Annotated in this window: 15 protein-coding genes; 6 read left to right on the forward strand and 9 right to left on the reverse strand. The window is 38.6% G+C overall.

From position 1 onward, the window contains the following. Positions 1-29 precede the first annotated feature (29 nt). From mciZ to RE409_RS18350, 3 genes are all read left to right on the forward strand, one after another. Entirely contained in the window at positions 30-191 is a 162-nt protein-coding gene (gene mciZ / locus RE409_RS18340) for a Z-ring formation inhibitor MciZ (protein ID WP_082527557.1), read from the forward strand. A 57-nt stretch (positions 192-248) separates the two neighbouring features. Next, positions 249-1,157 carry an aldo/keto reductase gene (locus tag RE409_RS18345; RefSeq protein ID WP_309557876.1) on the forward strand — a complete coding sequence of 303 codons (909 nt, stop codon included), beginning with the start codon at positions 249-251 and terminating at the stop codon, positions 1,155-1,157. 605 nt (positions 1,158-1,762) lie between these two features. Beyond that, the gene (locus RE409_RS18350) at positions 1,763-2,188 is read left to right on the forward strand and encodes an organic hydroperoxide resistance protein (RefSeq protein ID WP_309557877.1); all 426 of its coding nucleotides are present in this window, start codon (positions 1,763-1,765) and stop codon (positions 2,186-2,188) included. 48 nt (positions 2,189-2,236) lie between these two features. Here the strand turns inward: RE409_RS18350 and RE409_RS18355 are convergent, their stop codons facing one another. Together RE409_RS18355 and RE409_RS18360 are read right to left on the reverse strand one after the other, a co-directional pair. Next, a complete protein-coding gene (locus RE409_RS18355) occupies positions 2,237-2,674 on the reverse strand; it encodes a MarR family winged helix-turn-helix transcriptional regulator (RefSeq protein WP_056525214.1) in 438 nt (145 codons plus the stop codon). 182 nt (positions 2,675-2,856) lie between these two features. Continuing rightward, positions 2,857-3,117 (reverse strand): YqkE family protein, encoded by a 261-nt coding sequence (locus RE409_RS18360; RefSeq protein ID WP_201185705.1) that lies wholly within the window; start codon positions 3,115-3,117, stop codon positions 2,857-2,859. Positions 3,118-3,245: 128 nt separating this feature from the next. Between RE409_RS18360 and RE409_RS18365 the strand changes: the two genes are divergently transcribed. Further along, positions 3,246-4,157, forward strand: coding sequence for an alpha/beta hydrolase (locus RE409_RS18365; RefSeq protein WP_201185707.1), 912 nt, complete (start codon positions 3,246-3,248; stop codon positions 4,155-4,157). Between the two features lie 52 nt (positions 4,158-4,209). Here the strand turns inward: RE409_RS18365 and RE409_RS18370 are convergent, their stop codons facing one another. From RE409_RS18370 to RE409_RS18380, 3 genes are all read right to left on the reverse strand, one after another. Next, a complete protein-coding gene (locus RE409_RS18370) occupies positions 4,210-4,533 on the reverse strand; it encodes an iron-sulfur cluster biosynthesis family protein (RefSeq protein ID WP_053346861.1) in 324 nt (107 codons plus the stop codon). 393 nt (positions 4,534-4,926) lie between these two features. After that, positions 4,927-5,940: an ABC transporter permease gene (locus tag RE409_RS18375; RefSeq protein WP_201185709.1), complete on the reverse strand. Its 1,014-nt coding sequence runs from the start codon at positions 5,938-5,940 to the stop codon at positions 4,927-4,929. Beyond that, positions 5,940-6,668 carry an ABC transporter ATP-binding protein gene (locus RE409_RS18380; RefSeq protein ID WP_376182662.1) on the reverse strand — a complete coding sequence of 243 codons (729 nt, stop codon included), beginning with the start codon at positions 6,666-6,668 and terminating at the stop codon, positions 5,940-5,942. Before RE409_RS18380 ends, RE409_RS18375 begins: the two co-directional genes overlap by 1 nt. 113 nt (positions 6,669-6,781) lie before the next feature. Here RE409_RS18380 and RE409_RS18385 point away from each other — a divergent pair, with 113 nt between their 5' ends. Further along, positions 6,782-7,384, forward strand: a complete 603-nt coding sequence (locus RE409_RS18385; protein ID WP_098176785.1) for a TetR/AcrR family transcriptional regulator — start codon at positions 6,782-6,784, stop codon at positions 7,382-7,384. A 161-nt stretch (positions 7,385-7,545) separates the two neighbouring features. On the opposite strand, the gene RE409_RS18390 is transcribed toward RE409_RS18385, so the two are convergent. Together RE409_RS18390 and RE409_RS18395 are read right to left on the reverse strand one after the other, a co-directional pair. Then, positions 7,546-7,833, reverse strand: a complete 288-nt coding sequence (locus RE409_RS18390; protein ID WP_242485395.1) for a YolD-like family protein — start codon at positions 7,831-7,833, stop codon at positions 7,546-7,548. Positions 7,834-7,948: 115 nt separating this feature from the next. Beyond that, positions 7,949-9,211 (reverse strand): Y-family DNA polymerase, encoded by a 1,263-nt coding sequence (locus RE409_RS18395; RefSeq protein WP_201185715.1) that lies wholly within the window; start codon positions 9,209-9,211, stop codon positions 7,949-7,951. 410 nt (positions 9,212-9,621) lie between these two features. Here RE409_RS18395 and RE409_RS18400 point away from each other — a divergent pair, with 410 nt between their 5' ends. Next, positions 9,622-10,290, forward strand: a complete 669-nt coding sequence (locus RE409_RS18400) for a C40 family peptidase (protein ID WP_309557878.1) — start codon at positions 9,622-9,624, stop codon at positions 10,288-10,290. 99 nt (positions 10,291-10,389) lie between these two features. Here RE409_RS18400 and RE409_RS18405 read toward each other — a convergent pair whose 3' ends face one another. Together RE409_RS18405 and RE409_RS18410 are read right to left on the reverse strand one after the other, a co-directional pair. Continuing rightward, positions 10,390-10,920, reverse strand: a complete 531-nt coding sequence (locus tag RE409_RS18405) for a hypothetical protein (RefSeq protein ID WP_201223728.1) — start codon at positions 10,918-10,920, stop codon at positions 10,390-10,392. Positions 10,921-11,129: 209 nt separating this feature from the next. Beyond that, positions 11,130-11,921 carry an SDR family NAD(P)-dependent oxidoreductase gene (locus RE409_RS18410; protein WP_053346869.1) on the reverse strand — a complete coding sequence of 264 codons (792 nt, stop codon included), beginning with the start codon at positions 11,919-11,921 and terminating at the stop codon, positions 11,130-11,132. Between the last annotated feature and the right edge of the window lie 12 nt (positions 11,922-11,933).

The following is an 11,933-nucleotide window of genomic DNA, read 5'->3' on the forward strand; positions in this document are numbered from 1 at the left end:
TTACCATAATAGAGATGGAGGGCGATTCGATGAAAGTTTATGTATTGGACAAAGGCGTCATTTTATCTGGAAAGAGTTGGGAGATCGTTCAAAAACTAAAACAATTGCAAAATAAATATGTCTATATCAATGATTGGATTGCCGACATACACGATCAACAGGCAACCTCTCCTTTAAAACGAATCAAGTGAATTCTTTGAGCGAAATGGATTTGTCCTTTACAATGTAGGTAAAGGGAGTGGATAAAATTGAAAAATCGTAGACTAGGAAATTCAGAGTTATTCGTATCTGAAATCGGGCTCGGCTGCATGTCATTGGGTACTGTCGAAAGTCAGGCATCTGAGATCATACAGGCTGCTTTGGATGAAGGAATCAATTATTTTGATACTGCTGACTTATATAATTTCGGTGTGAATGAAGAAATCGTCGGAAAAAACTTAAAATCGGTCCGCGACCAAGTATACATAGCTACGAAGGTCGGAAACCACTGGAATGAAAATAAGGATAGTTGGAGCTGGGATCCATCTGGCACCCATATCAAAACGGCAGTAAAGAACAGCTTAAAACGGCTAGGAACCGATTATATTGATCTTTATCAGCTGCACGGGGGCACGATTTCAGACAATATCGAAGAAACTGTTGAAGCATTTGAGGAGTTGAAAAAGGAAGGCTATATCCGGTACTATGGAATTTCCTCAATTCGCCCCAACGTAATTAAGAAATTTACCGAAAAATCTGATCTTGACTCCGTGATGATGCAATACAGCCTACTCGACCGCCGCCCAGAAGAGTGGATGCCTCTTTTGGAAAACAAACAGATCAGCATCATTGCCCGTGGCCCCCTTGCTAAAGGACTGCTTAGTGAGAAAATGCTTGAAAAGGCAAATGAAGATGATTATCTTGACTATAGTTATCAAGAACTTAAAGATCTGCTTCCACAATTAAAGGACAAGCTTTCCAGCAGAAAGTTGAATGATACGGCCCTGCAATTTGTATTGTCACACCAAAGCGTTGCTGCTGTCGTACCTGGAGCAAGCTCAGTGCAGCAGCTCCGTGAAAACTGCCGTGCCGTTAACAGCTCTTCGCTTACTGAAGCTGAACTTGATGTGTTGAAGCAGTTGACCAAAGCAAACAAATATGAAAGTCATCGGAAATAAAAGGGAGACCTTAAACTAACCTAGTGTTTCCAAGAAAAATAAAAACCAGCAATAGGCTACCTTATCTCCGTAAAACAAGCGGGCTGAGGTAGTCTAATTTCGTTTAAACGCTATATTCATTATCTGATTTATCGCAAGCTTAACCCCATCTAATTGCCTTCTTCCAACATTTTCCCCTCCTGGATATACTCCTTTTGATTGCATTGTATTGACTCTGTTTTTTAGGGTATCACAACAATATGTGTTATCACTTTTTTCTTAATTAAGAATAGTGTTTATTTCCTTTATTAGATTATCTCGGCTAACGTCACTTTTTTTCAGCACACTGTCATTATACTTATTAAACACCCAATTGAAAAAGATTCGATCACTCCCATTAAACAAGATATTTAGTAAACAATGCGACAGAGAACCTGAAGGATTGGTGTTTTTATGGGGAGATGTATTGCCATTTAATGTAACAAGAGTTACTGAACATACTATTAATTAATTGAGAGATTTAACGATACTAATGATTTTCACAAATTCTTTTCTGTTGCTTTTCTTAAATATATGCTATACAATTCAATTGTGCACAATCTAAATAGGAAGCAAAGGAGAAAATGATGACAAAAACATTATTTACTACGTCTGTAACGGTTAATGGGGGCAGAGAAGGAACGGCCATTTCTGCCGATGGAAACTTCACAGTTGATATTGCGATGCCTGGAACGCCGAGGGCTAATAAGATGCCTGAAGCATCTAATCCTGAACAGCTCTTTGCAGCTGGGTATGCTGCTTGTTTTGATAGTGCTTTGCAATCCGTTGGTAAAATTGAACGCATTAAATTTGATTCTAAAGTCACTGCTAGTGTCAGTTTATTGATGGGTGAGATGCATCAGTACAGCTTGGCTGTCACTTTAGCTGTGAAAGGATCTGGGATCGATAAAGAGACATTTGAAACCCTTGTTCATAAAGCGCACCAAATGTGTCCTTATTCAAAAGCAATCAACGGCAATGTGGACGTCACTATTGAAATCGATGTAGATTAATATATCCGACAAAAAAACGCTTGGGCTCCCAAGCGTTTTTTCTTTTCGCTAAAATTTCTGTAATGTTGTCAACAGTTGGAGCAGCGAAGCTTTCAAATCCTCAACCACCCTCTTATCCTCACCCGACATAGCTGAAATGCGATCGGGAATGAAACAGGCCTCTTCCTGTAAACCCTTTCCCTTTTCGGTCAGCTGAATCATGACAGACCGTTCATCTTGAGTGGAACGTTCACGGACAATTAAGCCATTCTGTTCCATTCGTTTTAACATGGGGGTAAGCGTTCCTGAGTCGAGGGCAAGTAAATCCCCTAATTTTTTAACTGTAAGTGTATCCTGCTCCCATAGTAGAAGGAGAACGAGGTACTGTGGATATGTCACTTCGAGTTTATCAAGCAGCGGTTTATATTTTTTCGTCATTTCCCTTGAACTTGCATAAAGCAGGAAACATAATTGGTTTTCCAGTACATTTTCTAATCTTTTTTCCATCATATCACCAGCTAGTAGTAGTCCGTTTGATATTGTGAATACATATCAAACTTATCTTTAATATAATCGTTATACTTTATAAAATAAAGCAATATTCGTTATTGAACAAATGTCGGCGTACTCTTTCAGAAAGAGTGGTTTATCAAAAAGGGAGACAGTACCAAGTCTGCTCCCTTTTTACATTATTTATAGTTCTTCCAGTTAAGATTGCTTTCTCCCAGCAGCTCTTCGAATGATTTATTTTTCTCACGCCGTTTTCTTTCTTCGCGTTTTTTTTCTTCTTCCGCTGCTTTTTTCTCTTGTTCAGCATCATTCAGTTCTTTTTGCTTTTGACGAAGCTGGGACATGATATCTTGATTAAGCATATCACCAAGTTTCAATGATGATGACTCTTTATCTTGTATTTTGCTTTGATTTTGATTCCGCGACTGTTTCTTTTTCATCCCTAAAACCTCCTAGCCATTATGAAATTATTATATCACGACTGCGGTTTCTCTCGTTATGATTTTCAAACAGTGTTTTCTCCATTTCCCTCATGGTAAAATAAAGAAAATAACTGAGGAGGATTTTCATGAAAAAATGGTGGCTTGCATTGGCTGGAATTCTGACCTATATCATCGGCGTCGGCATTTATTTTTCTAATCGGATCATGTACATGAAAAAGAAGGAAGATGATTTTATCCAGAATCGTGAAATTATGGCTAAACGTCTAATTAAAGAGGATTTTGATATCCTACCTAAAACTGAAATCTGGGTACCTTCACCATCCGGATATTCCTTGAAATGTTTGTTTATCGAACCGTTTGAGACGAATAAGTGGATTATTATTTCACATGGTGTGACGGAGAACAAAATTAATTCGATTAAGTACATGAACATTTTTCTTAAGCGCGGCTTCAATGCTATCATTTATGATCATCGCCGTCATGGAGATTCTGGTGGTAAGACTAGCAGTTATGGCCATTATGAAAAATTCGATTTGAAGGCCGTAATCGACGAATTGAAAAGACGTAAAGGCTCCGACGACCTTCACATTGGCATTCATGGGGAATCCATGGGAGCCGCAACTCTGCTTCTGTATGCCGGGATGCTTGAAGATGGCGCTGATTTTTACATTGCCGATTGCCCATTTTCAAACTTTGAGGAGCAGATCAAACACCAAATCAGCGCGGAAATCCCTTTACCATCTTGGACCGTGTTTCCGCTTGGTCGTACGTTCATCAAACTTCGTGACGGATATTGGACTAAAGAAGTGTCACCGATTAATTATATAAAAAATATTAAAAAACCAGTACTGTTCATTCATAGTGAACATGATACCTTTATCCCCGTTTCCATGACAACGGAATTATATGCAGCAAAAGAGGGGCCAAAGCAGCTGTACATTGCTAAAAAGGGCGCCCACGCTCAATCTTATAATGAAAATCCAAAAGAATATGAAGAACAAATTGATCAGTTTCTTAAACAGCTTGTATTGAGATAGAAAAAGAGAGGATACCTATCATGAAAGCTTGATATCCTCTCTTTTTCTTCTTTTAGATTTTATTAAAGTAGCTCATTCTCGGATTTAAGATTTGATTCGGACTTTTTAACTGAAAGCTGTTCGCTTCCGGTACAAAGTCTATTTTCATAACTTCATCGAGAAAAATCATTTTTGACTTTTCTACGTATAGAGAGATTCCGTTTGTTTCCACTCTCTCGTTACCTTCATCAAGTTCGTTGACTAACCATAGGGCTGTCACACCACTCACAACGCAGCCACAGCCATCTGTGTCATATTTTAACTGTAAAAATCCTTCTTGCCCCTGTATCTTATCGGCTATTTTATCTGCCGCTCTTTCCGTCCATTCAATATACATGATTTTACATACCTCCTCATGTGTTTTCGTTCCCTCATTATAAACGATAAAAACGTTTCTGTTAATGAAACTGCTTTATGCCATTTTCAAGATACTCAAATGAAGGTCCTTTCCACCAATGTTGCTTCCATTAAGAAAATCACAGCCCAATGTTACTCATATTTCCTCTTATTTTCGATAAAAAGGCCTATCTCTAGGAAACAGCCCTTCCACTATTATTCTATTAACCTTACGCCCGCTATATCGGCGAGACGGATATAGTGAACCTGTTAAAAACAAGCGACGATATGGATCTTTGGATAAGCTCATTATCATTATGAATCCCGCCAAACGGTTTCCTTCAAATTCCTGATTCTACTCCATAAAGAAATAGTAGCTTACAACTCCTCTCATTTATAAGGCACGATATTTTTTCAAACTCAAAATATTGAAAGTGATAAAAACAACAGCAAATGCAAGGAGAATGAGTAAATCCATCACTACCTCAGCGAAGGTTAAGCCTTTGTACATAATACCGTTCAATGCATCCGACGCGTAGTAAAGCGGCATGATTTTGCCAATTTGCTGCAGCCAGTCTGCCATACCATCTAATGGAAAAATACCCGTAAAGAAGATTTGTGGCACGATGACGAGTGGAATAAATTGTACCATTTGAAATTCAGATGTTGCGAAACTTGATAATAATGTACCGAGGGATAATGCCACAAGCGCGACGAGAATATTCGTCAATAAAACGAGCCAAATGGAGCCGACGAGCACAATATCCAGTACATTTACCGCGTATAGTACAACAATTATAGTTTGAATGAGTGCAAACAAACCATATCCAATTACATAGCCTGCAACAATTTCATATCGTTTAATCGGTGTCACAAGTAACCGTTCTAATGTACCACTTGTACGTTCCTTTAGCAGCGCAATCCCCGCTATTAAAAAAACAAAGAAGAAAACGAAAAAGCCCACGAGCATAGGACTAAAAATATCAAAAATCTTCGAATCGGCATCACCATACACATAATGCGAATCAATCGAAGGATTGTTTGCATCTCCTTGCAAGCCTTGCGCTAATTGCATTTGAACGGCCTTTGCACGAGACGGTTCATCGTTTAAAAGGGTCAGCTTCATGTTGCCATTTTCAAATTGCAGCCAGCCGTCGATGTTATTTTTGGCCATGCTCTCTTTTGAAAAATGCTTGGCAACCGTTACTTGAAAATCTGCTTGTTTCAATGCTTCAGCGATGTTTTCATTACTACCTGTAACAACGATTTTTAAATCACTCGCTTCTGAATGAAAAATAAAATACATGAGCGTTAAGATGAGCAATGGTGCAAAGAAGAGCAATGCGAGTGTTCTTCGATCTCGGAGCATTTGTCGTGTAATTCGTGTAACAAGAGCTGTAATTCGCATTACAGCTCACCTACTATCTTTAAAAACACTTCATCAAACGTTTGTACCCCGTATTGTGTCTTTAATGCGGCAGGTGTGCCGGATGCGATGATTTTCCCTTCACGCAGCATCGCTAGATTATCGCAACGTTCTGCTTCATCCATTACATGCGTTGTAATGAGGATTGTTTTATGCTCATCATTTTTTAAACGTTCTAATTCCTTCCAGATGGATTGTTTCAACACAGGGTCCATACCGACAGTTGGTTCATCCAAAATTAGAATTTTCGGATTTTGGATAAGGGCAATAGCAAGTGACAGGCGACGCTTCATGCCCCCAGAATAATATGCAACCCGAATAGACAAATCATTCGTTAACTGTACAATTTCGGCTGCATACTGAATGCGTTCTCTTTGTTCCTTTTTCGATAAACGGTAAAGCTTTGCAAAAAATTCAAGATTTTCAGCACCCGTCAGCTCTGTATATAAGGCATCGGACTGCGCCATATAGCCGATTTCTGATAGCAATGCTTCATTTGGCACTTCACAATCAAGCACTGTGATTTTTCCAGTGTCCGGCTTCATCATACCGACAATCATTTTAATTAAGGTCGTTTTCCCGCAACCAGATGGTCCTAATAAGCCGAAAATTTTTCTTTCTGCAATATTTAGGTTTAATGGCTGAATGACTTTTTTGTGTTTAAAGCCTTTAGCAATTTCCTCAATGGTAATCGCATTCACTGCACGCACACCCTTCCTCTTTTATAATTAACACGGTGTTGAATGTATCAACATTCTAAGGTAGTATTTGGTCAAATACAATCAACACATTTTTGAAGACTGTTTAGTGAAGGAGAAATTCGATGGCGACGATTCATGAGCAAAAGGCTCAAAAAACGAAACTGCAGATTCAACAGCATTTTATTGCACTTGTTGAAAAAGAAGGATTTCAGCATGTATCGGTGAAAAAAATTGCAGATCGCGCGAGCATTAATCGAGGTACATTCTATTTGCATTATGCAGATAAATATGAGTTGATGGATCACTTACAACAGGAATTATTAGCAGAACTTCAATTACGCATTACTTCTATTCTACCAAAAGAGGCTTTTTTAGCCCTTCATCAGCAACAACTATATCCACCCTTTATAGCGATTTTTCAATTCATTAGTGAGCATGCCAGTGCATTGCGTGCCATTCTTGGCGATCACGGAGACCCCTCTTTTGCCAAAAAATTGAAGCATGTATTTGGTGAAATACTATTAGAACGTTTAATTCGTCAACATCCAGCAGCACAAAATGATGCTTTTCGTAATTATATGCACGCCTTTATGACATCAGCCATTTTAGGTGTAATCCAGGAGTGGCTGGATAATTGCGAAGAGCAAACGGTAGAAGAAATGGCGAAAATCCATTTTCAAATTTTAAACTTTATCAGTCATTTGCGTGCATTCATTGAGAAATAACCTGAATGCTATTCGAATTTTCGTTCGGGGAGCTATGAAATTTTGACTTGCCTTACTATCTAGTTGGTTAAATCGTAGAAATAGCCTGTTTTAATCAATCCTTTTGTTTTAAAAAACAGGCTATCCCTATTTTTCAATGGCAATTAAACCAAAAATCATACTTAATATTCAATTTCAATAATGTTTACTAACTTTAAGATACACTTCTCGGATGCATGACTAATAATTCGTAAATCTCCTTTTAGTCCATCAATATAATGAATATTACCAAGAAATTTTTTAATTTCACCATTTTGATAATAAGTAAATTGTAGGGTAATGTTCTCTTCCATGGCCCTACAGATAATTTCATTGAATTCTTCATATTTTTGTTCATCTAAAACCGGCTTTTCGACTTTATCCAGACCTTCATTATATTCTCTTAGTAATTTTACATGTTCTGGTAACATCATTGAAACCCATTTGATACGGCCCCTGTCGCGAATCACCTCGAAACACCCACTTTTCCATTGCATTTTGTGTGACATTATTATATAAAATCATTTGTCACTACTGAGCTTTCTATCACGCCTTATGCCCACCAAGCAGCCTACTTCGGTAAACAGCTGTACCTGCTTCTGTATACGAAACCGCACGCAACAGTGATTTTGATCCATATTTATGGCGAATCCGGTCAACCGTATAACCCAACTCCCGTTTTTTCCAGCGCGAAGCGTCAAATAAAGTCAGCTGCATCTCGTTATCATCCACAATATTTGAGAGCGTGACTGCTATGCTTCGAACTGTTTTTTGCTTATTATAGTTCTCATGAAAAAGCTCCAGACAGACTTTATATAACTCCATCGTAATGTTGGTCGGTTCGTTAATCGAACGAGAACGGTGAAAACCTCCGCCAAACTCATTCTTGCTGTAGCCAATGCTTAGACTGACCGTCCTTCCTGCCTTTCGATGGGTACGTGCTCTTCTTCCAACTTCTTCGCAAATTTCCACTATGACCTGCTTGACCTCATGCTCCTCCTTATAATCTCGCAGTAGAATTTGACTTTTGCCAAAGCTGACCTGTCCTTCAATAATCGCTGCTCCCATATCCGATAAATCTATTCCCCAAGCGTGGTGGTAGAGCTGATTGCCCATAATTCCAAACTTCGCTTCAAGTAATTCAAGATCATAATTGGCAAGCTGGCCAACCGAAAATATCCCCATTCCATGAAGAGTTTTTTCTACGCGTCTTCCGATCCCCCACATTTCACGAAGCGGAGAAATCGGCCAAAGTTTGTTTGGAACATCTTCATACTTCCATTCGGCAATCCCTTTATGTTTGGCCTCCAAATCAAGGCAAAGCTTCGCCATCAGCATGTTTGGCCCAATTCCAATGGCACATGGGAGTTGCAATTCCCGTTCGATTTCATCTTTTATTTTTTCAGCTATCACCCGGGTATCTCCCCATAAAGAAGCGGCTCCATCGACTTTCACAAAACTTTCGTCCACACTATATACATGAATCGCTTCTTTCGGGACATAGCGGTTGAACAAGCGGGTAATTTCCGTCGAAATCCTTAAATAGGTTGCCATTTTAGGTTCAACGAGGACAATTCTTGGATCATTCGGGATCTCAAACATCCGCGAACCTGTCTTAATACCAAATTCCCTCTTCATTTTTGGAGAAGCCGCAAGCACAATGCTACCCGTCCTATTCAAATCACCAACCACCGCTAGATAACATTCGAGTGGATTCAAACCAAGCATGACCGCTGAACAGCTTGCATAAAAACTTTTCATATCGATACACATAATTGATTGTTTCGGCATCGTCCTATAATCCATCATTTCTTCACCCTAATAGGAATATACGTTCGCTTTTTATTATATTCATAACTTTAACCGAATATACGTTCTCTTTCAATGGAAGTTTTATTACAAATTTCTACTTTTTAAGGTAATCGCCTTCAAAAAACAAAATAACCCTAATAAATACTCAATTACCATAAAAATACATTATAACCAAATAGTTTTTTTGAAAATAGATTAATTAGTATCTTGAATAATTCAAAATACAACTAAATTCCCATTATTCATTTAAAACAACATCCCTTTTCAATAGCCTTTAGTCTAATCTTATTTTAGTCTTACTGCCCATCTTTTGTAATGAAACTGTAATCAAAAATATGTCATATTGTCACAATGGTATTGTAGGATAATATTGTTAAGAACAATAGAAAGATAGAGAGAGAGAGGAAATGAGAATTATGAAGAAATGGATTGCTTCAGCTGCCGTTGCTTCTGCAATGATGCTAACCCCACTACAAGCCTTTGCAAATATTGGAGATCAAACCCTCAGACCCGGAATGACTCATAGCGATGTCAAACAACTACAACAACTTTTAAAAACTAAAGGTTATTTCACATATTCAGGTTCACTGACTACATATTACGGCACCTATTCTACATCTTCAGTAAAAAAATTCCAAAAATCTAAAGGGTTAACTGCCGACGGAATTGCCGGCCGAGGCACATTTAATGCGCTTGGTGTTTATAAGGTCAATAATACAAGCATGATAAACTATGCGAAAACCTTGATAGGCAAACCCTACAAATGGGGCGGGACAACACCAGCTGGATTCGACTGTTCAGGATTCATCTATTATGTATTTCAGAAATCACAAGGAATTACCTTACCGCGTACAACATCATTGCTCTATTCCAATACTGGTTTAAAAGTATCTTCACCATCTAAAGGTGATCTTGTATTCTTTGATACTTCTTCTGGAAGAACAGGAGTATCACATGTTGGGATCTATATCGGAAATGGTCAATTCATTAGTGCTACGTCTTCAAAAGGAATAACCATCACTGATATGGATAATTCTTATTGGAAACCAAAATACCTAGGTGCGAAAACTTTATAAAATCCGATAATAAGAACATAGGCTAAGTTCTAATCAGCCGATTCATAGAGAAATTCCTAAAAATAAACCGGACAGAATTTATATATAATTCTGTCCGGTTTATTTTATATATAAAATTTCATCCGTGAAATCTTCTACAGTCACTATAAATGATGAATCTAAGTTAGAACGATTCATCATTTCGATATTATACACATGCTCTGAAGGTAAATGCATGACTTCAAGTACCATGAATCGCTGACTTTCCGCTTTGCTCATGTGCTCAATTGCAGCAGTTACCGTCTTTTGTTCCTCCAAGCTCTTTTCGTCCGTTAGCACGCGAATCAATTCTGCTTCCGCTATCGCAGGATATGTTTTCTTAATACCACCCCGATGCCATGGTTTTACTTTCATCCCGATAACCAAGTCCGAGTAGCTGAGGTCCTTCCCATGTTGATCTTGTATATATGTACGATTGGTTACCTTGTAGTACGTCTCTTTAATCAAAATCCGATTATCGTCTAGATCCGTAATAAAGCCTTCTTCCCCCTTATCAATGGCCTCCTGCGTGTTTTTTTCCGAAGAGGATTGACAGCTTCCCAGAATAAAAGCCACTAGTGTATATACAAAAAGGTTTAACATCATCTTCATGAAAATCCCTCCTATAAAATAGACGAATTTTCCAGTAAAAGAGTTACTAATTTATCTGAAAATAAACTGAACCTCTTGTAAAAGGGACTTATGTCCCAGCTCCTCCATTTTTCTAGCTTTCCTTCATACAAAAAAGAGGAATGTCATTTGACAGTCCCCCTTTTAATTATAAGCCACCGTTCGTTTTGTCCCGATATCAAAAGTTTAGCCTATTTTTTAAAAAATGCTTTTTTCCCAAAAGTCTCGGTGATTCTTGGAAACATGTTATACCATTTCCCAGCTAAATCCATCCAGCCAGGGAGGTTGATTTCCCTCTTATTAGTCAGCATAGCCGCCACGATTTTGGCTGCGACATCCCCCGGCTTAAGCATAAATTTTTCGATATTTTTCACATATGTCCCAGATTCATCCGCAATGCTAAAGAAATTCGTTTCTATTGGCCCAGGATTGACGGTGGTCACAAAAACATGATCTTCCATTAGTTCAAGTCGAAGCGCGTTTGAATAGCCAAGCACCGCAAACTTGGTCGAAGAATACAATGTAGATTTGGGAGTGGCAATTTTACCGGCCTGTGAGGCAATATTAATGATATGCCCCGATTTTCGCTGCTTCATATAAGGGAGAACTAGCTTTGTACAGGCCATCAATCCAATCACATTGACAGCAAACATCGCTTTTGTCTCATCTAATTCTGTATCCAGGGCTTCTTTAAACGTGCCGAAACCAGCATTGTTAACCAATACATCCACCTCACCGATTTGAGCATGGATATCGCCAAATACCATTTCCACCTGGTCGGTGTCTGCCACATCAAGTTTATATGCATATGCATCAACACCATATTGATTAGTTAGTTCATCCCTTAGCTGATGTAATTTATCCAGGCTTCTAGCCAAGAGAACAAGGCGCCCTCCCTGCTTTGCTGCTTGAATCGCCACTTCCTTGCCAATCCCTCCGGAAGCCCCGGTAATTACAATAACTTTCCCTTGCAACTTATTCAAAAAATTATCCTC

This window comes from Peribacillus sp. R9-11 (assembly GCF_031345095.1).
In the GTDB taxonomy this organism is placed as follows: Bacteria; Bacillota; Bacilli; order Bacillales; family DSM-1321; genus Peribacillus; species Peribacillus butanolivorans.

Excerpts from the sequence above, each read along its gene's own strand:
- RE409_RS18385 (WP_098176785.1), top strand. The coding sequence starts at position 6,782 with ATGGCGACGATTCATGAGCAAAAGGCTCAAAAAACGAAACTGCAGATT.
- RE409_RS18400 (WP_309557878.1), top strand. The coding sequence starts at position 9,622 with ATGAGAATTATGAAGAAATGGATTGCTTCAGCTGCCGTTGCTTCTGCA.
- RE409_RS18370 (WP_053346861.1), bottom strand. The coding sequence starts at position 4,533 with ATGTATATTGAATGGACGGAAAGAGCGGCAGATAAAATAGCCGATAAG.
- RE409_RS18405 (WP_201223728.1), bottom strand. The coding sequence starts at position 10,920 with ATGAAGATGATGTTAAACCTTTTTGTATATACACTAGTGGCTTTTATT.
- RE409_RS18355 (WP_056525214.1), bottom strand. The coding sequence starts at position 2,674 with ATGGAAAAAAGATTAGAAAATGTACTGGAAAACCAATTATGTTTCCTG.
- RE409_RS18360 (WP_201185705.1), bottom strand. The coding sequence starts at position 3,117 with ATGAAAAAGAAACAGTCGCGGAATCAAAATCAAAGCAAAATACAAGAT.
- mciZ (WP_082527557.1), top strand. The coding sequence starts at position 30 with ATGAAAGTTTATGTATTGGACAAAGGCGTCATTTTATCTGGAAAGAGT.
- RE409_RS18375 (WP_201185709.1), bottom strand. The coding sequence starts at position 5,940 with ATGCGAATTACAGCTCTTGTTACACGAATTACACGACAAATGCTCCGA.
- RE409_RS18365 (WP_201185707.1), top strand. The coding sequence starts at position 3,246 with ATGAAAAAATGGTGGCTTGCATTGGCTGGAATTCTGACCTATATCATC.
- RE409_RS18395 (WP_201185715.1), bottom strand. The coding sequence starts at position 9,211 with ATGATGGATTATAGGACGATGCCGAAACAATCAATTATGTGTATCGAT.
- RE409_RS18350 (WP_309557877.1), top strand. The coding sequence starts at position 1,763 with ATGACAAAAACATTATTTACTACGTCTGTAACGGTTAATGGGGGCAGA.
- RE409_RS18390 (WP_242485395.1), bottom strand. The coding sequence starts at position 7,833 with ATGTTACCAGAACATGTAAAATTACTAAGAGAATATAATGAAGGTCTG.